General features: G+C 47.0%; 18 protein-coding genes and 1 other annotated feature. Of the genes, 14 read left to right on the top strand and 4 right to left on the bottom strand.

The window, feature by feature from the left end; all coding sequences use genetic code 11:
* The 10 genes from SOW26_RS09250 to SOW26_RS09295 form a co-directional block, all read left to right on the top strand.
* Positions 1-1119: adenylosuccinate synthetase (locus tag SOW26_RS09250; protein ID WP_320652284.1), on the top strand; the 1119-nt coding region annotated here is incomplete at its 5' end.
* A 43-nt stretch (positions 1120-1162) separates the two neighbouring features.
* Positions 1163-1669 (top strand): SEC-C metal-binding domain-containing protein, encoded by a 507-nt coding sequence (locus SOW26_RS09255; RefSeq protein WP_154475935.1) that lies wholly within the window; start codon positions 1163-1165, stop codon positions 1667-1669.
* Positions 1670-1726: 57 nt separating this feature from the next.
* Positions 1727-1936: a binding site (T-box leader), on the top strand.
* Positions 1937-2110: 174 nt separating this feature from the next.
* Entirely contained in the window at positions 2111-4036 is a 1926-nt protein-coding gene (gene thrS / locus SOW26_RS09260; protein ID WP_320652285.1) for a threonine--tRNA ligase, read from the top strand.
* Between the two features lie 35 nt (positions 4037-4071).
* A complete protein-coding gene (locus SOW26_RS09265; protein WP_235899192.1) occupies positions 4072-5433 on the top strand; it encodes an AI-2E family transporter in 1362 nt (453 codons plus the stop codon).
* A gap of 6 nt (positions 5434-5439) precedes the next feature.
* Positions 5440-6357 carry a homoserine O-acetyltransferase MetA gene (gene metA / locus SOW26_RS09270; protein ID WP_276958670.1) on the top strand — a complete coding sequence of 306 codons (918 nt, stop codon included), beginning with the start codon at positions 5440-5442 and terminating at the stop codon, positions 6355-6357.
* Positions 6358-6574: 217 nt separating this feature from the next.
* Positions 6575-6742 (top strand): hypothetical protein, encoded by a 168-nt coding sequence (locus SOW26_RS09275; protein ID WP_154475927.1) that lies wholly within the window; start codon positions 6575-6577, stop codon positions 6740-6742.
* A gap of 95 nt (positions 6743-6837) precedes the next feature.
* On the top strand, positions 6838-8085 hold the full coding sequence (locus tag SOW26_RS09280) for a 6-phosphofructokinase (protein ID WP_154475925.1): 1248 nt from the start codon (positions 6838-6840) through the stop codon (positions 8083-8085).
* A 217-nt stretch (positions 8086-8302) separates the two neighbouring features.
* Positions 8303-8446: a hypothetical protein gene (locus SOW26_RS09285; RefSeq protein WP_320652286.1), complete on the top strand. Its 144-nt coding sequence runs from the start codon at positions 8303-8305 to the stop codon at positions 8444-8446.
* 345 nt (positions 8447-8791) lie between these two features.
* Complete coding sequence (locus SOW26_RS09290) at positions 8792-10402, top strand: hypothetical protein (protein ID WP_320652287.1); 1611 nt, start codon at positions 8792-8794, stop codon at positions 10400-10402.
* Positions 10387-12366 carry an Ig-like domain-containing protein gene (locus SOW26_RS09295; protein ID WP_320652288.1) on the top strand — a complete coding sequence of 660 codons (1980 nt, stop codon included), beginning with the start codon at positions 10387-10389 and terminating at the stop codon, positions 12364-12366. Before SOW26_RS09290 ends, SOW26_RS09295 begins: the two co-directional genes overlap by 16 nt.
* A gap of 202 nt (positions 12367-12568) precedes the next feature.
* On the opposite strand, the gene SOW26_RS09300 is transcribed toward SOW26_RS09295, so the two are convergent.
* The 3 genes from SOW26_RS09300 to SOW26_RS09310 all read right to left on the bottom strand — a co-directional run bounded on the left by SOW26_RS09300 (position 12569) and on the right by SOW26_RS09310 (position 16802).
* A complete protein-coding gene (locus SOW26_RS09300) occupies positions 12569-14812 on the bottom strand; it encodes an ABC transporter permease (RefSeq protein WP_320652289.1) in 2244 nt (747 codons plus the stop codon).
* Positions 14812-15510, bottom strand: coding sequence for an ABC transporter ATP-binding protein (locus SOW26_RS09305; protein ID WP_334305143.1), 699 nt, complete (start codon positions 15508-15510; stop codon positions 14812-14814). Before SOW26_RS09305 ends, SOW26_RS09300 begins: the two co-directional genes overlap by 1 nt.
* A 68-nt stretch (positions 15511-15578) precedes the next feature.
* Positions 15579-16802 carry a 6-phosphofructokinase gene (locus SOW26_RS09310; protein ID WP_276960044.1) on the bottom strand — a complete coding sequence of 408 codons (1224 nt, stop codon included), beginning with the start codon at positions 16800-16802 and terminating at the stop codon, positions 15579-15581.
* Positions 16803-17042: 240 nt separating this feature from the next.
* Between SOW26_RS09310 and SOW26_RS09315 the strand changes: the two genes are divergently transcribed.
* The 4 genes from SOW26_RS09315 to SOW26_RS09330 all read left to right on the top strand — a co-directional run bounded on the left by SOW26_RS09315 (position 17043) and on the right by SOW26_RS09330 (position 20205).
* Complete coding sequence (locus SOW26_RS09315; protein WP_154475913.1) at positions 17043-18059, top strand: glycosyltransferase family 2 protein; 1017 nt, start codon at positions 17043-17045, stop codon at positions 18057-18059.
* 46 nt (positions 18060-18105) lie between these two features.
* A complete protein-coding gene (locus SOW26_RS09320) occupies positions 18106-18591 on the top strand; it encodes an NUDIX hydrolase (RefSeq protein WP_276960043.1) in 486 nt (161 codons plus the stop codon).
* 88 nt (positions 18592-18679) lie between these two features.
* Positions 18680-18997: a thioredoxin gene (trxA, locus tag SOW26_RS09325; protein WP_154475909.1), complete on the top strand. Its 318-nt coding sequence runs from the start codon at positions 18680-18682 to the stop codon at positions 18995-18997.
* Between the two features lie 227 nt (positions 18998-19224).
* A complete protein-coding gene (locus SOW26_RS09330; protein WP_276960042.1) occupies positions 19225-20205 on the top strand; it encodes an alpha/beta fold hydrolase in 981 nt (326 codons plus the stop codon).
* Positions 20206-20243: 38 nt separating this feature from the next.
* On the opposite strand, the gene SOW26_RS09335 is transcribed toward SOW26_RS09330, so the two are convergent.
* Positions 20244-20918, bottom strand: a complete 675-nt coding sequence (locus SOW26_RS09335) for a Crp/Fnr family transcriptional regulator (protein WP_276960041.1) — start codon at positions 20916-20918, stop codon at positions 20244-20246.
* Positions 20919-20986 lie beyond the last annotated feature (68 nt).

A 20986-nucleotide genomic window follows, 5' to 3' on the forward strand; every position in this document is an offset into this window, starting at 1 on the left:
CTTCCGTCCGGAGTGTTTTATGAACATACCACAAGTATCATAGGCAATGGTGTGGCTCTGGATATTCCCGTATTGTTTGGAGAGATCCAGTCCATCGTGGAGCAGGGGGTTCCCATGCCAAAGATTCTGGTATCGGACAGAGCCCAGATGGTCATGTCCTACCACAAGGCGCTGGACGCCTATGAGGAGGAGAGGCTGGGAGGCAAATCTTTTGGATCCACCAAGTCCGGGATCGCGCCTTTCTATTCGGATAAATATGCAAAAACAGGATTTCAGGTCAGCGAGCTGTTTGATGAGGAGCTGCTGAAAGAAAAAGTGGTCCGTGTGGCAGAGCAGAAAAATGTACTGCTGGAAAACCTGTATCACAAACCGGCGATCACACCGGAGGATCTGCTGGAAGAACTCAAAGGATACAAAAAGATGATAGAACCCTATGTGTGCAATACGTCTTTGTATCTGCATGAAGCGCTGAAGGAAGGAAAGGAAGTTTTGCTGGAAGGACAGCTGGGTTCCCTGAAGGATACAGATCACGGGATCTATCCTATGGTGACTTCCTCTTCTACACTGGCAGCCTACGGAGCGATCGGAGCGGGAATCCCTCCCTATGAGATCAAGCAGATCATCACGGTATGCAAAGCCTATTCCAGTGCAGTAGGAGCAGGGGCATTTGTCAGCGAGATCTTTGGAGAAGAAGCAGACGAGCTGAGAAGACGCGGCGGAGACGGCGGAGAGTACGGAGCGACCACAGGACGTCCCAGAAGGATGGGGTGGTTTGACTGTGTGGCCTCCAAGTACGGGTGCAGACTTCAGGGCACCACAGACGTAGCGTTTACGGTGCTGGATGTCTTGGGATATTTGAAAGAAATCCCTGTTTGCGTCGGCTATGAGATCAATGGAGAGGTGACCACCGAATTTCCTACCACACATTTGCTGGAAAAGGCAAAGCCTGTCTGGAAGGTGCTGGAGGGATGGAACTGTGACATCAGCGGCATCCGGGAATATGAAAAGCTTCCCAGACTCTGCAGAGAGTACATTGAATTTGTGGAGGAGCAGATCGGGTATCCGATCACCATGGTATCCAACGGACCGGGAAGGAACGACATTATTTACAGAAAATAGATGAAAGGAGATACGGCAGGCGACCGCCGCCGTAGAAAAAGCGATGAGCAAGACACTATTGGAGCAATGGAGAGGCATTGCCTATGACGAGACGGCAGATAAGGGACAGCTTCAGAATTTCTGGGGATCCTATTTTCAGATAGAAAAGGAGATCTACGAAAAGCTGCTGGAGCATCCGGAGGAGGAAGTCGAAGGAAGCGTAAAGGAACTGGCAGAAAAATACGGGCAGGAAGTGCTGACCATGGTAGGTTTTTTGGATGGGATCAATGAAAGTCTGAAAACGGAAAATCCGATCGAGACCATGGACGAGGATACAAAAGTCAGCCTGGCATTTGACACGGAAAAGCTGTATAAGAATATGGTGGCAGCAAAGGCAGACTGGCTGTATGAACTGCCCCAGTGGGAAAGGATCTATACAGAGGAAGAACGGAAGAAACTGTACAAGGAACAGAAGGAGTCCGGCACTATTCGCAAGGAAAAGAAGGTGGGAAGAAATGAACCATGTCCCTGCGGCAGCGGAAAGAAATATAAGAAATGCTGCGGAAAATAAGGTGTTGACAATTATGGGAACGGTGCTATAATGAGTCCTATATAATCCTGTATAAAAGAAAACACGTTGAAGAGCGAAGAGTAGGATGGGAAATCTTTACAGAGAGAAGAAGCCGCAGGCTGAGAGCTTCTTAGGCAGGAACCATTTGAAAACCACCTCTGAGTGGCTGCAAAACAGCCCGGCGGCACCGTTATCGTCACAATGAAGAGGCACCGGAATTTCCGGTGCAAGCAGGGTGGAACCGCGAGAAGTCAACTCGTCCCTTACGGCAGTATGCTGTAAGGGGCTTTTTTGTTTTATAAGAAAGAGAGACCCTGTGAAACAAGAAAGCTTCCGGTGGGAACGATATTTTGCGGAAGGAAGCTAAAGCAGACATTACAGGACGGCGAAGGATCAGATTCCAGACAGCCGAACACATAAAAAGAAAGAGAGGAAGAAGCCATGAAAGTACAATTAAAAGGCGGAGAAGTAAAAGAATATGCGCAGAGCATGTCCGTGCTGGAGATCGCAAAGGATATCAGCGAGGGACTGGCAAGGGCAGCGACAGCAGGGAAGAAAGACGGAGAGATCGTGGATCTGCGGACAGAGATCCGGGAAGACTGTCAGCTGGAGATCCTGACATTTGAACAGGAAGAAGGAAAAGGAGCATTCTGGCATACTTCTTCTCATATTCTGGCACAGGCGATTAAACGGCTGTATCCGGATACCAGGCTGGCTATCGGACCTTCTATTGAGAATGGATTTTATTATGATGTAGACAGAGAGATTCCCTTTGTAGCGGAGGATCTGGAAAAAATAGAAGCCGAAATGAAAAAGATCGTAAAGGAAAATCTCCCGATCCGGCGGTTTACAAAGCCGCGGGAGGAAGCGGTCGCATATTTTGAAGAAAAGGGAGAAAACTACAAGATAGAACTGGTTCAGGATCTTCCGGAAGGAGAGGAGATCAGCTTCTACCAGCAGGGAGAATTTGTAGATCTGTGCGCAGGGCCTCATCTGATGTCAACAAAGGCAGTAAAGGCAGTAAAGCTTACCAGTCTGGCAGGGGCCTACTGGAGAGGCAGTGAAAAGAATAAAATGCTGACTCGTATCTATGGAATCTCCTACCCAAAGAAGGCGCAGCTGGAAGAATACCTTCACCGGCTGGAGGAGGCCAAAAAGAGAGATCACAGAAAGCTAGGAAAAGAGCTGGGGCTGTTTATGATGTGTGAGGAGGGACCGGGCTTCCCCTTCTTCCTTCCCAAGGGAATGGTGCTGAAAAACACTTTGCTGGATTACTGGAGACAGTTGCATAAGGACAACGGATATGTGGAGATTTCCACTCCGGTGATCCTAAGCAGACATTTGTGGGAGACTTCAGGACACTGGTATCATTACAGAGAAAACATGTACACCACTCAGATCGACGGAGAAGACTTTGCCATCAAACCGATGAACTGTCCCGGCGGAATGCTGGTCTACAAATCGGAACCCCGCTCCTATAAGGATCTTCCGCTGCGTGCAGGAGAACTGGGACTGGTGCATCGTCATGAAAAGTCGGGAGCCCTTCACGGTCTGTTCCGTGTACGCTGCTTTACACAGGATGACGCCCATATTTTCATGACTCCGGAGCAGATCCGAGAGGAGATCAAGGGAGTGGTCAGGCTGATCGACGAGGTTTACAGTCTGTTTGGATTTAAATACCACATCGAGCTTTCCACAAGGCCGGAAAACAGCATGGGAGACGACAGGGATTGGGAGATCGCAACAGAAGGATTACAGGGAGCGTTAGACGACCTGGGACGGGACTATGTCATTAATGAAGGAGACGGAGCTTTTTATGGACCGAAGATCGACTTCCATCTGGAGGATTCTATCGGAAGGACCTGGCAATGCGGAACCATCCAGCTGGATATGCAGCTGCCCCAAAGATTTGAACTGGAATACACCGGAGCGGACGGAGAAAAGCATCGTCCCATCATGATCCACCGAGTGGCGTTTGGATCCATTGAACGGTTTATCGGAATCCTGACAGAGCATTTTGCAGGAGCCTTTCCTACCTGGCTGGCGCCGGTGCAGGTGCGGGTTCTGCCGATCTCGGAGAAGTATGTGGAATACGGAAGAAGCGTGCTGGAGCAGCTGAACCGGGCAGGCATTCGTGGAGAGATCGACGAGAGAGCAGAAAAGATTGGCTATAAGATCCGGGAGACACAGATGAACAAGGTTCCGTACATGCTGGTGGTGGGAGCCAAGGAAGAGGAAGAAGGTCTGGTAGCAGTAAGAAGCCGGTTTGCCGGAGACGAGGGACAGAGATCAACAGAAGCTTTTATATCCGGGATCCTGGAGGAAATTGAAGGAAAGATCCAAAGAGAAGTTCAGAAGGACGAATAGAGAAGAACGGAGATGATATGCAGGAAGATAAAAAAATGACGGAACAGACACAGGAGGAGCAAAAGGCTTATTATACGGCAAAGCCGAAGCTGGGAGGGGGAAAACCTTCCAAGCTTCGGCAACAGTTTGCCAGAGGTATGACCTATTTTCTGGTGATCGCAGCCAGTATCCTGTTTTATTTTGCGCTGCTTAGATTTACCAATATTTCAGATCTGACCAGAAAAATTGCAGAAGTATTAAAGCCGGTCATTTACGGATGTGTGGTGGCATATTTGCTCAATCCCATCGTAAAGCAGACGGACAAGTATTTGCTTCCCGTTCTGGAAAAGACGATGAAAAACAAAAAGAGGGCAGAAAAGCTTTCCAGGGGGACCGGAATCTTTTTGGCGCTGCTGATCATGGTAGTGGTGGTGATTACGCTGTTTAACCTGTTGATCCCGGAGCTTTACAGGAGTATCCTGAAGCTGGCTTATAATCTCCCGGGGCAAATGAACCTGCTGGTCAGGAAGGTCAGTGAGATCCAGCTGGACGATTCTACCACGGGAAAACTGCTGAAGACGGGGATCACAGAAGGAACGCAGATGTTCCAGAAGTGGATCCGGACGGATCTTCTCAGCCGTGCCAATGCCGTGATGTCCAATTTAACGGTAGGAGTTTTCAACATCCTCAACGAAATCTTTAAGTTTTTAGTGGGAGTCATTATCTCTGTATACCTATTGTCCGGAAAAGAAACATTTGCGAAGCAGTCCAAAAAAGCAGTGTATTCCATTTTCCCGTTCAGACAGGCGAACCTGATCCTGCACATCACAACAAAAAGTAATGAGATCTTCGGAGGATTTATTATCGGTAAGGTAATTGATTCTGCCATTATAGGGGTCTTGTGTTTTATCGGACTGAGCGTATTGAAGATGCCCTATGCTATACTGGTAAGTGTGATCGTGGGAACTACCAATGTGATCCCCTTTTTCGGACCTTATATCGGAGCGATCCCCAGCGCCTTTTTGATCATGCTGGAGGATCCCATGAAGGGACTGTATTTTATCATTTTCATTCTGGTACTCCAGCAGTTTGACGGAAATATCCTGGGGCCCAAGATCCTGGGAGATTCTACCGGCCTGTCGGCTTTTTGGGTGGTGGTATCCATTCTTCTGGGAGGCGGAATGTTTGGATTTGTAGGAATGATCATGGGAGTGCCCACCTTTGCGGTATTGTACTACATTGCCGATATGTGGATCAAAGGGCGGCTGGAAAAGAAGGAACTGCCTTTGGATTCTAACTATTACGATATGAAAAGCTATGTGGATGATTCCGGACAGTATTTTCATGAAGAAGGAAAAAAAGGACTGCACTTAGAAGCAGACGGCAAAGACAAAAAGGACAGCAAAATGGAGGAATAGGAAAACATGCCAATTCGAGTACAGAACGATTTGCCCGTCAAAGAGATTTTGGAACAGGAAAACATTTTTGTGATGGATGAACACCGTGCCGTCCATCAGGATATTCGTCCTATCCGGATCGGACTTTTGAATCTGATGCCATTGAAGGAGGACACGGAGCTGCAGATTCTTCGTTCCCTTTCCAATACACCCTTGCAGGTGGACGTGGTGTTTGTCAACGTGGCAAGCCATAAGTCGAAGAACACTCCTACCAGTCATCTGAATAAGTTTTATCAGCGTTTCTATGAGATCCGGGAAGAAAAGTTTGACGGCTTTATCATTACGGGAGCGCCGGTAGAGCAGATGCCCTTTGAGGAAGTGAACTATTGGGAAGAATTAAAGGAGATCATGGAGTGGACCAATGAGCATGTGACCTCTACCCTGCATCTTTGCTGGGGCGCGCAGGCAGGCTTATATTACCACTACGGGATCCAGAAGGTTCCGCTGAAAGAGAAAATGTTTGGCGTATTTCAGCACAGGGTCCTAAATCGAAAAATCCCTCTGGTCAGAGGCTTTGACGATGTATTTTTTGCGCCGCATTCCCGGCATACGGAGGTTCCCATGGAGGAAATCAGAAAGGATGAAAGGCTGACGGTGCTGGCAGAATCAGAAGAAGCGGGGCTGTTTATTGCCACGGCGAAGGAAGGACGGCAGATCTTCGTTATGGGACATCCGGAGTATGACAGAGTGACGCTGGATGCAGAATATAAAAGGGATCTGGAGAAAGGGCTGGCTATTCAGATGCCGGTGAACTATTACCCCAAGGATGACAGCAGGGAAAAACCGCTGCTCACCTGGAGGGCGGCGGCCAACAATCTGTATACGAACTGGTTGAATTATTATGTGTATCAGGCGACGCCCTACGATTGGAGCGGAACGCTTTAAGGAGGAAAGAGCCTACCGGTGTAGGCTCTTTTGTCATATCACAGAAAATACTCTGTCAGGACCGCGCTGCAGCGGTATGAAACCGTGTGGCAAAAGCGATCCGCCGCAGCATGATACGTTAAAACGAAAAACAGGATATAGAAGCAGGATAAAAACCGGAAACGGGATAGAAGAGACCGGGTACGAGAGAACAGACAGAACAGAAGGAGGAGAGAAAGTGGAAGAATTTGTAATGACATGCACCGCCTGTAGAAATCAGTGTGAAATGCGGGGAAAGGCGGAAAAGGGAGAAGTGGTGGAGCTATTGGGAAACGGCTGCATGAGAGGGCTTGCCCGGGCATCAGAGCGTGCAAAACAGATGGAACATATTGATAAAAATGAATAAAAAAACCTTCGGTTTTATGGACATTTCTATAAAAATATACTAAAATAATAAAGATGAAATCAGAAAATACAGGAAAAGAAGGAAGGGAGTTTGTCATGAAGAGAAATGTGATCGTAGGACAGTCGGGCGGACCGACTGCCGCCATTAATTCCAGTCTGGCGGGAGTGTACCGCACAGCAAAGGACAGAGGTGCAAACAAGGTATACGGGATGCTGCACGGGGTGCAGGGACTTCTTCAGGAAAAGTATATAGATCTGTCAGATCATATTAAAACGGAGCTGGATGCAGAGCTTCTGAAGCGTACACCGGCGGCTTTTTTGGGATCCTGCCGCTATAAGCTTCCGGAGATCCATGAAAACAGGGAGGTTTATGATAAGATTTTTGAAATTCTGGACAGGCTGGATATAGAAGCCTTTATCTATATCGGAGGAAACGATTCCATGGATACCATCAAAAAGCTGTCGGATTATGCCATTATCACCGGACATTCCACACGCTTCGTAGGGTGTCCCAAGACGATTGACAATGACCTGGCGTTGACGGATCATACGCCGGGATACGGAAGTGCAGCAAAATACATCGGAACCTCCATGAAGGAGATCATCCGGGATGGATTCTGTCTGGAATATGAAAAAGGTGTGGTGACGATCGTAGAGATCATGGGACGCAATGCCGGCTGGCTGACGGGTGCAACGGCGCTTTCCAAGGGAGAGGATTGCGAAGGACCGGATCTGATCTATCTTCCGGAGATCGTATTTGACCTGGAAGAATTCTGCGGGAAGGTGAAGAAGCTTCTCCAGGAAAAAACGTCTATTGTGGTTGCCGTATCCGAAGGGATTCGTGTGGCAGACGGAAGGTATGTCTGCGAGATGGGAAGCAGCATTGACTTTGTAGACGCTTTTGGGCACAAGCAGTTATCCGGAACCGCTTCCTATCTGGCAAGCTTTATCGCGGGAGAAGTAGGATGCAAGACCAGAGCTATCGAGCTTAGCACCCTGCAAAGATCAGCCTCCCATGCGGCGTCCAGAGTGGATATCCTGGAGGCGTATCAGGTGGGCGGAGCAGCGGTAAAGGCGGCGGATGAAGGAGACTCCGGAAAAATGGTAGTATTGCAGAGACTTTCAGACGATCCGTACCAGTGCGGTACAGAGGTCAAGGATGTCCACAAGATCGCCAATGACGAAAAACTGGTTCCCAGAGCATGGGTCAATGAGGAAGGAACCTACGTGACCGGAGAATTTATATCCTATGTAAGACCGCTGATTCAGGGAGACGTTTCTCCTGTTATGGTAGACGGGATCCCCAGACACCTGTATACTCCCAAGGAATTAAGTCACAGATAGAGAAGAAACAGGACGGATCGAAAGCAGTCATTTCAGAAAGTCCTGACGTTGACGGATCAATTGCCCCTCAAAGTGCACATGGCATTTGGGGGGCGACCTATTTAGAGGGATCGGGTTGCTTTGGGAGAAGGAGCTTTTTTTACAAAATCAATGTCGATTCCTTTTTTATATCCTTTGTAAAACATTCATAAAAATTGACAAATCCTGGAATTCCCTTGTGTTTTTACAAAAAATCATATACTATGAATTCATTCTTAGCAGGGAAACCTGCGTCTATCTGTTTGTCAGCAGATCCTGCCGTATGATCCATCGAAGCGGCACATCATTGTTCCCATTGCATGATCTTAATGAAGAGGTATAGCTGGTTCCCCTTGTATTGGGTTGGCGAAACGGCGTACAGTTGTTCCTATCACAGTGTTTTGGCGAAGCAGCGCATAGTTGTTCCCATTACAAGGTTTTGGCAAAGCAGTATACAGTTGCTCCCAATATAGTGTTTTGGCGAAGCGGCGTATAGTTGTTCTCATTACAAGGTTTTGGAAAAGCAGTATACAGTTGCTCCCCTTACAAGGTTTTGGCGAAACGGCATATATTTGGCCGCATTGTGTTATTTTGAGAGGGAGACGATATCTTTTGCAGCATTGGGATATTTTAGCAGAGAGACAGACAGTTGATCTCACTACATTGTTTTAACAGAGAGGTGTATCATTTGCAGACAGGTCGAAGATTTGATGTACTTCGTCTGATCCAGTGTCAGAAAACATGTCACAGAGGAATGGACAGCGTCAGAGGAAGGCGGCTGACAGACCTTCTGTCTGAAGAAAAGGAGATTTCCAAGGAAGAATTCTTTTCGTGGGTGGAAACCATGACAAAACAGCTGGATCAGTTGTACAAAGACAGGGAAGAGCCCTGCTATCAATTTTTAAATCCTTATTCTATCATCATCAGCACATCCCGGGAGTTGTTTCTTTTAGATTACTCCTCTGAAACCAATCACAAAACTATTCTTTTTATCAATCAAAGAAAGATCCGAAACTTTTTTCTTCCGGAAGGAAGCACATATTACGACAGACCCAGCCTGGCGCTGGATCTGTTTGGACTGGGCAGGACGCTACAATATATCCTGACCTATGGACAGATCACACCGGGACTTGGGAAGAGAGAGGAACTGCAGCTGCGTAAGATCATTTCTGCCTGTCTGCATCCGTCTCCGGCATTTGCATATGGGGCGTTGTTTCGGATAAAGCGAAGGATCAGCGGGCTGAGCCAAAAAAACAAAAGGCAATTGAAAAATCATCGAAAAACATCGGACTCTTCTAAGATAAAAAAAGAGATACCGCATGAAAAAGGAAGACTGGTTTCTCCCAGGAGAAAAAAAGCAGGAAAAATTATCGGGATAGGAGGAGGGATCCTTCTCATCCTGTTGGCAGGATGGCTTTTTATCCCGCAGGCGGTTGGCTTTGAAAAAAGAGAAGAGAAGGAAACGGCAGTAAGAGAAAATGTTGAAACAGGAACACAAAACCCAAAAAGGGGAGAAGACAGAAAAGGCAGAGGAGCCGGACAGAAGGAAAAGAAGAAAGACGCCGGACAGGAAGTGGAAAGGGATATGGCGATAGCATATGTGCTGGAGCAGGGGAATGAGGAGCTGGGAAAAGCGTATTTAAGGATGCTGGCAGAGCGAGGGGGAACGGGGAAAGACATTCAGATTGTAGCGGAGGGGATCCGAAGGAAAAAGGGAGGAAAACAGATAGAAACAAGTTTAAAAAGACTGGAAGGACAAGAAAAGCAAAGCAGGAGCAGATATTATCGACGATTTTTGATCCAGGGGTATCTGCAGTTAAAAAGTACAAGAGGATATGAAAAGGTTATTGAGATCGGACGGGAGTGCCAGAAGGAAACATGGAGTGAAAAAGAAATGTGGGAAATCATGGAAGCCATGGCGATTGCCTGGGAGGAGTTGGGAGAAACAGAAAAATCGGCAAAGGTGTATGAAAATCTGATCGGCCTGACAAAGGAGGAAAAGAAAAAAGAAAGTCTGTACAAGAAAGTGGATTTTTTGATGCGTCAGACCGGGCAGGAAGAGGAGAGGGGAAAGCTTTTGGAAAAAGGCACGGAGGAACTGAAAACCTCCAGGGAATTACGGAACCTTCACATTAAATGGTATTGTGACAGCAAGGAAAAAACCAGGGAAGACTGTGCCGGTGTGATCCAAAAATATTTGCAAGATTGTCCGGAGTTAAGAGAGGACAGGGGATTTCAAAAGCTGCAGGAAGAGTACGGGATACGAGAGGAGGAAGAGAAGATATGGATAGAAAAATAAGAGCGCCACATGGGAAAAAAAGAGAGGGCGTCTGGAAAAAAGCAGGAATGATTTTTTGCATCATAGTCTGTTTTTTGATGAGCCTGGGAGCAGAAGGAAAAGGAGTGGTGAAAAGCGGGGAGATGACGGGAGAAATGGGTGGTAGCGATTCTGCCGGGAGGAACCGGATGGAGGTTTTAGAGGAAGATTTGAGACAACAGCCGTCGGGGATCGAAACCGGAAAAGAAGATTGGCAGGAGGAAAAAGACCGGAAGGAAGGGGAGGGGAGAGAGGAAGAGCAGGAAAAAGAAAATCAGGAAGAAGAAAATCAGGAAGAAGCGAAAGAAAGGGAGAAGGAGCTTGTGGTGGAGGCGTCTTTGCCGGATGGAAAGGGCGGATATTACCGGACATTGCCGGAGGTAAAGATAAGCAGGCAGACCCGGGAAGGAACGATCCGATATCGGTTGATAAGGGAGGACAAAACGGAAAAGGAAGGAGAGATCCCAGAAGGGGGCGAGGGGGCGCTGACAGAAATGAAATTTCCGCAGCAGGAATGGGAAGAGGGGAGGCAGACCCTGATCCTTTGGAGAGAAGACAAGGAAAGCACAGAAAAAGAGGGAACAGACGAGGAAGGAAATTCCAAAGAAACGGGTAGATGGGAGAGAGAATTTTTGATAGATACGGTTCCGCCCCAGATACGGCTGCTGCCGCAGCCGGAGCTTTACGGGTGGCGCAAGGAACCGTTTGCATTTACGGCGTACAGCAGAGACACCGGAAGCGGGGTAGAGACAACCATTTGTTTTGAAAATGGGAAAGAAACTAAAAGAGGGAGAGAGGAAGTGAAAGGGATGGTCACAGGGGAGTCGGTGGAAGGATTACCGATACAGATCCTAATAAGAGCAGAAGATCTGGCGGGGAATATCCAGGAAAAAGGGATAGAGGCCTATGTTGACAAGAAGCCGCCGACCATCACTATCGAAGGAGGAGAGGACTATACGATCACCAGCAAGGCGCTGGAGCTGACCTGCACGATCACGGAAGAAAATCGGCTGGAAGAAGCAGGAGGCGTACTGGAAAGAGAGGAAGGAAAAGAGCAAAAGGAAAAAGTAGAAATAGGAGGTTGGGAAAAAAACAAAAAAGATGCAAAAACCTGTGTCCGGCTGGAAAAAGACGGAAAGTATCAGATAAGGCTTTGGGGAGAGGATCTGGCAGGGCATCAGGCAAAGAAGGAACTTCACGTGATCCTGGACAGCCAGAATCCGGTGATCCGATATGTGGATCAGCTAAATGGAAGCTGCCGGAAAACATTTGTGTGGGAATATCCCATGGAAGATACGATAGAAGATATGACCAGTGTTCAGTACGTGATGGAACTGGACAAAAGAGTCTATGCAGCAGGCGAGGAAGTGACGGAAGAGGGAAGGCACAGACTGACGGTAACAGCGGTGGATGCCGCCGGCAACACAGGGAGAGCACAGGCAGAGTTTATGATAGATCATACACCGCCCGTCGTAATCTGGGAAGGGGCAAACGAGGAAGGGATTTACGAAAAAGCAGTAAATCTGAAGATCCGGACAGAAAAGATGGCAGACCGGATCAGAAGGGTTTGGATCAATGGAGAACTTCAAAAAAGAAAAGGGAAAAAAGAAAGAGAAGATCTGCGGTTTCAAGATCCGGGGACCTATAAGGTGACTGTGGAGGCGGAGGATACAGCAGGCAATACTTCCGTCCAGACACGGTCATTTTCAGTGGTCCAAAGAGCAGGGTGGCTGAAAAGAACGATTCGCAGCCTGAAATATTCGAAAGGGGAGGAAGTCTGGCAGGAAAATAAGAACTTAAACAGAAAAACAGGAAAGCCTGTCAAAAGAAAATGGAATAAAATTGTCTGGACTGCAGGAATCTGTACACTGGTTTGGGGGATCTGGGGAACGGTTCTTTATAAAAAGAGAAAAAAACCGGCTCATAAAAGGGAGGATGCCGGGTAATCGACTTCGCGACACCCGGCACGTATTATGAAAAAGTTTATTCGAAAAATAGTTTGCACTATTGGTCAGTGGTCAAAAGAACGTATCAGAAGAATGAAATCAATCTTAACTGATACGTTCAGTATAAAGAGCAACTATGAAAAAAAAGTGTTTTACAAATGAAAGTTTTTTAAAGGAAAGATGAACAAAGTGTGAACGAAGCTTATCCGCTGACTTCCTTCAGACTTTCCGCCATATTCAGCCTTGAGATTTTTCCGGCCTGTAAAAACTGTACCAGCACATAGGTGGCGATCCCAAGAACAAAGGCGATCAGATACATATAAAAGGGAATAGAAGCCTCAATATATGCGTCCAGTTTACGGAAAGAAATCTGTATCAATTTTTTTGTAAAAATATCCAGCAAAGGCATCAGAAGGAGCAGGTACAGGATCACCGCATTTCTGACAGAAGCAATATAGACCCGGGAAATTTCGCCGGTCTGGAACCCGAAGATCTTTAGATAAGAAATGTCGGTGCGGGACTTATCCAGGATCAGCTTACTAAGCACATAAAGCAGGATCAGATAGAAACAAAGGGAGACTACCAGTAAAGTTGTGCTGACTGACTGGAAAGAATCCAAAAAGTGATCCATATATTTGGAAAGGCCGGCTCTGTCAATTTCTGTGATCAGAAGGTCTTTGTTGAGGGACAGCTTCGTATCAGAAAAATATGCGTTGTAATAAGAGAGATCTTTTCCAAGAAGGCGGTTCAGGTGTTTCAAGGGGAGGTAGACCTCTACGGCATGGATGTCCTTCATGATAACAGCGATCTTCAACTTTTCCGACCGGGAGGTGTAGGGAATCTTCACCTGGATCCGACTGCCTGTTTTTAGTTGGTATTTTCTGGAAAATCCTCTGGAAACAGCAACTTCTCCGGGAGCCAGCCGTCGGATATGGGCGGAGGATTCGTATTTGCTGCCGGATTCCATCCCATAGAAGGAGATTTCTTTTCCCAGAGAATCCAGATCCAGCTTAGCAACAACAGCTTTTTTTGCATCCTCTTGAACCGGCTGAGGGGATTTTATCAAAGTGATATAATTATATTTCATTTCTTTTTGGATATCATCCGTGTATTTGTGAAAGATCGGTTTAAAGGATAGTCCAAAGATCAACATAACATTTGCAAGAAACAGTCCCAAAAACAGCGTCAGGATATTCAGTTTGTTGTCCAAAAGGACGCGGATCCTGAACCGGTGAACAAAGCCCAGTTTTTCCAGAGAGAGGGTTTTCCGGTTTTTCTGTTTTACAAATTCTTTTCGCAGGAACCGCAGAGGAGTCAGGTTCAGCTTTAGGGACAGCATCAGCAGATTCACAAAAAACATAATGGAAACGGGAATGACAGTCGTCAGGATAAATGCGCGCAGACTGAATACAGGAGTAAACGGAGGCAGACTGAAGGAATTGTAATACAAAGCAGAAAACAGATGATAGACCTTGGTGTAAGCAAGGAGATTCCCCAAAGCTGAGGCAAGAATGGTCAGGGAAAGAGGAATACAAAGATAGTGAAAAAGAAGTTCTTTTTTCGTATAGCCGGAAGCCAGGAGAGTACCGATCACAGGAGCTTCGTCTTCGATCAGAGTTCTGGCCTGCATGGTGACCACAAAAGATATAGAGATCAGAATCAGAGTCATCAGTGTGATCATCATGGGGACATCCCCTCCCATATCATCCATGACATAGGTGATACACTTATTGTCGAACCGGGTCACACCGTCTGTAACGGCGGTGCTTTGGTGAACAATCTTTGTTAAGGTATTCAGCTTTTCGTGTGCCTGGGAAGCAGAGAGCTTTTCCTGTGTGTGGTAGGAATAGCAATATTTCAGGGAAGCGGGATCAAAGGTGCGAAAGCCGGAGGCAGATACCAGAGCAATCCCGAAATAGCCGGTGTCCATGACCAGATCCGAACGGTTTTTCAGCAGAGAGCTGTAATCCGGAACAGAGAAAAATCCTACGATCTTAAAGGAATTTCCTGCTAGCTTTATGGTATCGCCGATGCGCTGGTGGTTGGTGGCAGCCATATTTTGAGCAATGGCAATTTCATCCGCCTTTTTAGGCAGCCTTCCCTGAAAAAGAGATGGCAGGTTGATGGAAGTTCTGTTTTGGTAGATCCGTAGGACTTTATTTGGAGAAAAAGTTTCTTCTACATAAAAATTTTGATACAGGCGGATGTTTTCTTTTTCCAGAGAAGCAATCGTATCGGAGCTCAGCTCTTGCGCGGCGGTGAACTGGCCGCTTTCCACTTTTTTCTCCCGGAGATCTCGCTCATACAATTTTTTGATGGAGCCCTGGACGATAAAAAAGGATGACATCATTACCGTGGTTAAAAACAGCAGGAAAAATATAGGGAAATATCTTCCGGGCTGGGTCAGGAAGATTCGGGGGATTCTCTTATTTACAGGATTTTTCATTACCAATTCACCTCGTTCGCTGAAATCAAATGGTCATTTTGCAAAACCGACTGAAGAGTTCCGTCATGAAGCTTTAGTATGAGATGACACATATTTGCGATCTGGACATTATGTGTCGCAATGATGATGGTGGTGTGATAGGTCTGATTTAGATGTTCGAGCAGGCGGAGAACTTCTTTTGCACTCTCGTAATCCAGTGCGCCTGTGGGCTCATCACAGATAAGAAGAGAAGGGTTTTTGATCATGGCTCTTCCGATAGAAGTCCGTTGAGCCTGTCCGCCGGAAATCTGATTCGGATATTTAGACAGGTGCTGCTTCAGCCCCAGAGAAGCGGTCAGCTGATCCAGAGGAAGCGGAGAGTCGGACAAATAGGCGCCTACCTCGATATTTTCTTTCACGGTAAGATTGCTGACCAGGTTATAGAATTGAAATACGAAGCCCAGATGCTTTCGGCGATATAAACTCAGCTCTTTCCGGGTCATATGTTCCAGAGATTCCCCATTTACCTGGACGCTTCCGGCATCGATCTCTTCGATTCCGCCAAGAATATTCAGCAGAGTGGATTTTCCGGAGCCGGAAGGTCCAAGCAGGCAGATGAGCCTCCCATCGGGGAGTTCCAGGTTGAGTCCTTTTAATACTTCTACACGATTTTTGCTGGTTCCATAGTATTTGTGTAAATCCGTAATCTTAATCATGATGGTTCCCTCCTTGAGGGAAGTATAGCATAAAAAAGACGTATTGAGAATTATTTTCAATTAAAAAGATATTATTTTCTATAGGCAAAAAGCGGAATCCCGTTTTTTGTAGGAAGTTCTACATAGCCCTGGGTTAAGGGGCGGACATAGTCGATAAAAGAATCGCTGATGTCAGAGCCATCCTGCGTGATCCATTCGGAAGGAACGGATTTTTCCCGGTTACATACCAGATCTACATCGACAGTCCCATAAGAGAGTTCATAAGGGATGCTTCTGTTCCGGCAGAAGGTGATCATTTTTCCGGTTTGCCCCTGGAGGGCGCAGTGAAGTGCAAAAATTCCGGCATTTTCTGCTTCGTCCAGATCTACGCGGGAAAGATGAGAGCAGGAACAGCGCTGGCAGACGTTCAGTTCAATGGAACGTACTTTGACATGCAATCTCTCCCGGATCAGATTTTCCAGATATTTTCCCGCGCCGGCAAGCATCTTGTGTCCAAAGGAATCTACGCCTGCACTCTGGGTATATTCACAGATGAAGGTCTTGTTCTTATCATGGATCCCCTCGGAGATACAGACCACCAGATTAGGCGTAGACGCTAAGGAAGCTTCTACTTTTGCTACAAAATCTTCAGTGGAAAAGTCCGATTCCGGCAGATAGATCAGCACAGGATTATCTCCCTTGAATTTTCTGGCAAGGATGGAGGAGGCGGTCAGCCACCCGGCATGCCGTCCCATGATCTCCACGATCGTAACAGATTTCAGATTATCATAGACGTTAGCGTCCGTGGCAATTTCCCTGACGGTGGTGGCTACATATTTTGCGGCGCTTCCGTACCCCGGCGTATGATCTGTTTCCATCAGATCATTGTCTATAGTCTTGGGGATACCGATAAAGCGGATGGTGCTGTTTACAGAAGAGGCATATTTTGAAAGCTTGCTCACTGTGTCCATGGAATCATTGCCGCCAATATAGAAAAAATATCCGATATCCAGGGCAGAAAATTTCTGGAACAATGTTTGATAGACAGGATCGGTGAGATCCTCCGGAAGCTTATACCGGCAGGAACCAAGATAAGCGCCGGGAGTGGTGCGAATCAGATCCAGCTGATGAAGATGTTCCTCCTTCCGGATATCTGCAACGGTGTCGTGGAGAAACCCCTCGATCCCATTGATCATTCCATAGATCTTATCAATGTGAGAAGTGCTTTTTAGTCCCTCGGTGATCACTCCGTACAGACTGCTGTTGATGACGGCGGTGGGACCGCCGGACTGACCTACGATCATATTCTTTTTCATAAGAATCCTCCTGTTTTGCATTATGTCCTCTACTATAACGGAAGAAGGGAAAAATGACAAATCTTTTTCATGGGGATTGGAAAGGAAGAGAAAATGTTTTATACTGTCATGGAAGCAGACGTCAGTTTCGGCAGGAGCAGAAAACGGAGACACCTTGTATGAAAAGAATACAGGCGTCGGGGAAAGGATGTCCCTGAGCGGGACAGGCTTTGACAGAACAAGAAGAGAGAGGGGAAAGGTATGAAGTATATTTCATTTGCGATTCCATGCTTTAATTCAGAAGCTTATATGGAAAAGGCAATCGAAAGTATTCTCAAAGGAGGGGAAGAGGTTGAGATCATTATCGTAAATGACGGCTCAAAAGATAACACTTCGCAGATCGCGCACCGGTATGAAGCAGACTACCCGGGAATCGTCCGGGTGATCGACAAAGAAAACGGAGGCCATGGGGATGCGGTAAACGCAGGTCTTGACAATGCAACAGGAAAATATTTTAAAGTGGTTGACAGCGATGACTGGGTAGATGAATACAGCCTTTTTACGATCCTGGACTTTTTCAGGAAGCTGGAAGCAAACGGACAGTCGGTAGATATGCTGATCTCCAACTATGTGTATGAAAAAGAGGGTGCGCCCCGGAAAAAGGTCATCCATTACAGAAATGCTCTGCCTCAGGACACCTTCTTTAAGTGGGAGGACACCAACAGGTTCCGCCTGGATCAGTATATTCTGATGCACTCCGTGATCTATAGGACAGATCTTTTGAAGGTAGGACAGCTCAGACTGCCCAAGCACACGTTTTACGTGGATAATATCTATGTGTATTATCCGCTGCCATGGGTACGCAGGATGTATTATCTGGATGTGGATTTTTATCGGTATTTTATCGGACGGGAGGACCAGTCCGTCAATGAGGCAAACATGATCCGGCGTGTGGACCAGCAGATCTTTGTGACCAAGTCCATGATCGATCAATATGAGATGGGGGAAATCCGAAATAAAAAGCTGCGGCGGTATATGACCAACTATCTGGCGATCATGATGACCATCTCCTCCATTCTTTTGATCCGATCCAAGGATGAAGAAAATCTGCAGAAAAAAAAGGAATTGTGGCAGTATCTGAAACGAAAGGATCTGCGTACTTATTTTAAGATCCGTTATGGAATTTTGGGGCAGACGATGAACATTCCCGGAAGCTCCGGAAGGAAGATTTCTTCTCTGGCTTACAACGTGGCAAGGCGGCTGGTGGGCTTTAATTAGAAAAACGGCAGGTTTTGCGAGGATGCAGCAAAGAAAGGAGGAAGAGATGGAACAGAATGTGAGTCTGAGTACCCTTTGTTATCTGGAAAAAGACGATGCCTATCTGATGCTCCACCGAATCAAGAAGAAAGAGGATGTAAACGAAGGGAAATGGATTGGAGTCGGCGGTCATTTTGAGGCGAATGAAAGCCCGGAAGAGTGCCTGATCCGGGAAGTCCGGGAGGAGACAGGATACGAGCTGTACTCTTTTCGGTTTCGGGGGCTGGTCACCTTTGTTTCAGGGAAGGGTGTAACGGAGTATATGTCGCTGTTTACCGGAGACGGATTTACCGGACAGGAGATTTCCTGCGATGAGGGAGAGTTGAAATGGGTTCCGCTGGAAGAGATCGACAGTCTTAGCCTTTGGGAGGGAGACAGGATCTTTCTGAAGCTGCTGCGAGAAAGAGACAGCTTTTTTTCTCTGAAGCTGGTCTATGATGCCAAGGATCGCCTGCTGGAAGCGCAGCTGGATGGAAAAAATCTACAATTGTGACCAAATCACAGTTTTTTCATAAAAATGTGCTATAATGGGTGGCAGATAACAACAATCACAAGGATTCAAACAAGAAAGGAAGATAGAGATGGCAGTAGTTCATGTAAATAACGATAATTTTCAGGCAGAGGTGTTAGAGGCGAAAGTTCCGGTGCTGGTAGATTTCTGGGCAACCTGGTGCGGACCATGTCAGGCATTGGGACCGGTGATCGATGAATTGGCCGGAGAGGTAACGGACGCAAAGATCTGTAAGCTGGATGTGGATGAGAGTCCGGAGCTGGCAAGAAAGTTCAGAGTGATGTCTGTACCCACTCTTATCGTGTTCCGTAACGGTGAGGCGGTAAAGAGAGTGGTAGGCGGAAAAAGCAAGGGAGAGCTTTTGGAGCTTTTACAGCAGGAGGCTTAAATGACGGAAGGCTAAAGAGCCGGATGGAAAAAGATAGAAGCAGGACAAAGGAAGTCGACGCAGGAAGCACAGGGTGTCGTGGAGGATTCCACACCTCTGTCTTTTTGCGGTTATAAAGAGTCAAAGCTCCGGATTTTGCGGAGAGCCTTGGCAGCCGTCTATGACCCGGTAATGTACTTTTGGCATTTCCGGGGAGCGTAATGGAAAACAGGAGGGGGAGTATAGCGATGAGGAGAGAATTTACGTATCTTTCAGCAGACAAGGTGACCAGGATCCACGGGATAGAATGGAAACCGGAAGGTCAGGTGACAGGAGTTCTTCAGATCAGCCATGGGATGAAGGAGTATATCGGAAGATATGATGAATTTGCAAAAGTCTGTGCAAAACATGGATATTATGTGGTAGGAAATGATCATCTGGGACATGGAAGATCAGTGACAGATGAAACGTGTTACGGGTATTTTCATGAAACCCGGGGCAATGCCTTTGTGCTGCAGGATCTTCACAGACTGCATCAGATCACGAAGGAAAAGTATCCCAATGTCCCGTATATTCTTCTTGGCCACAGCATGGGTTCTTTTCTGGCCAGACAATATGCCTCTATGTATGGGAGACAGTTGTCGGGGCTGATTGTAATGGGATCAGGCTGGCAGCCGCTGCCTGCCATCTGGGCAGGAAAAGCGTTGAGCCAGATACTTGTAGCAATCAAAGGCTGGAAACACAGAAGCAATCTCCTGGAAAAAATTGCATTTGCAGGATATTTATCCAGAATTTCTCCCAAAAGGACAGAGATGGACTGGCTGACCAAAGAAGAGGAGATCGTGGACGCTTACCTGGAGAATCCGTGGTGCAGTTTTCAGTTTACAGTAAACGGATACTATAATCTGTTCCACAGCATAGAGCAGGCGCAGAAGCTGAGTAACATAGGGAGAATCCCCAAAAGACTGCCTCTTTTGCTGGTATCCGGCGAGGCTGACCCGGTGGGAGGGTACGGAAAAGGGATTCAGAAGCTGTCAGACGTCTATCAGAACGCAAAGATGCGCCAGGTGCAGATGAAGCTTTATCCGGAGGACAGACATGAGATCCTAAATGAGACGGACCGCAGAGAGGTCTTCCAGGATATTCTGAGCTGGATGGATCAGGTGGTATCCGGCGAGGCGAAACAGACAAGCCTTGAAGAAGCTTCTTTTGAGGAAGAATGGGATTAGAAAGAAAAGTGCGTATGGGAACCCCGGACTGTGGAAGACTATAAAAGCTTCCGCAGTCCGGGGTTGTCGGTTAATCTGACGATTCCGCGGGACAGCTCTACGTAACCTTCCGAGGAAAAGTAATGCAGCATACGGGTCACGACCTCACGGGCAGTTCCCATAAGTCTAGCGATCTGCTGGTGCGTCATGTAGAGTTCGTCCGACTGATACATCGCCGATTCATCCAGAAGGAAGATGGCGAGGCGCTTGTCAAAGCTCATAAACAGGATCTGCTGCATGGCCCACATCACGTCAGAGAAGCGTTCTGTTGCCATCTTGTAGGAGAAGCATTCTGCATGGATATTTTCTTTTACGATCCGATTCAGGGAAGAGGCGGTCAGCTGCAGAACCTGGCAGTCCTCCACAGCGTCGATAAACACATCGAACGTAATGGATTTTAAGACGCAGGAGGCAGACAGCACGCAGACTTCATCCTGATAGATCCGATACAATGTGATCTCTCTGCCTTCCTCAGACAGCAGATAGACCCGCAGAGAACCGGATAACACCAGCAGCATCCCGATACACTGGGAGTCGGTGCTGTGCAGGGTAGCATCTGCAGAGTAGGAAAGGCAGGAAGTGCCGGATATCAGAATCGAGCGTTGCTGTTCTGTTAATTGCTTCCAAAAAGGCAGATGTTCGGCGAGTACGGTAGGAATATGAGGCTGTTCCATAAAGATCTCCTTTGATAATATGTTTGGTTTTATAAAAGTAAACAGGATGTTTTTTTTGTAAAAACAGT

The organism is Suipraeoptans intestinalis (genome assembly GCF_034091795.1).
In the GTDB taxonomy this organism is placed as follows: Bacteria; Bacillota; Clostridia; order Lachnospirales; family Lachnospiraceae; genus Suipraeoptans; species Suipraeoptans intestinalis.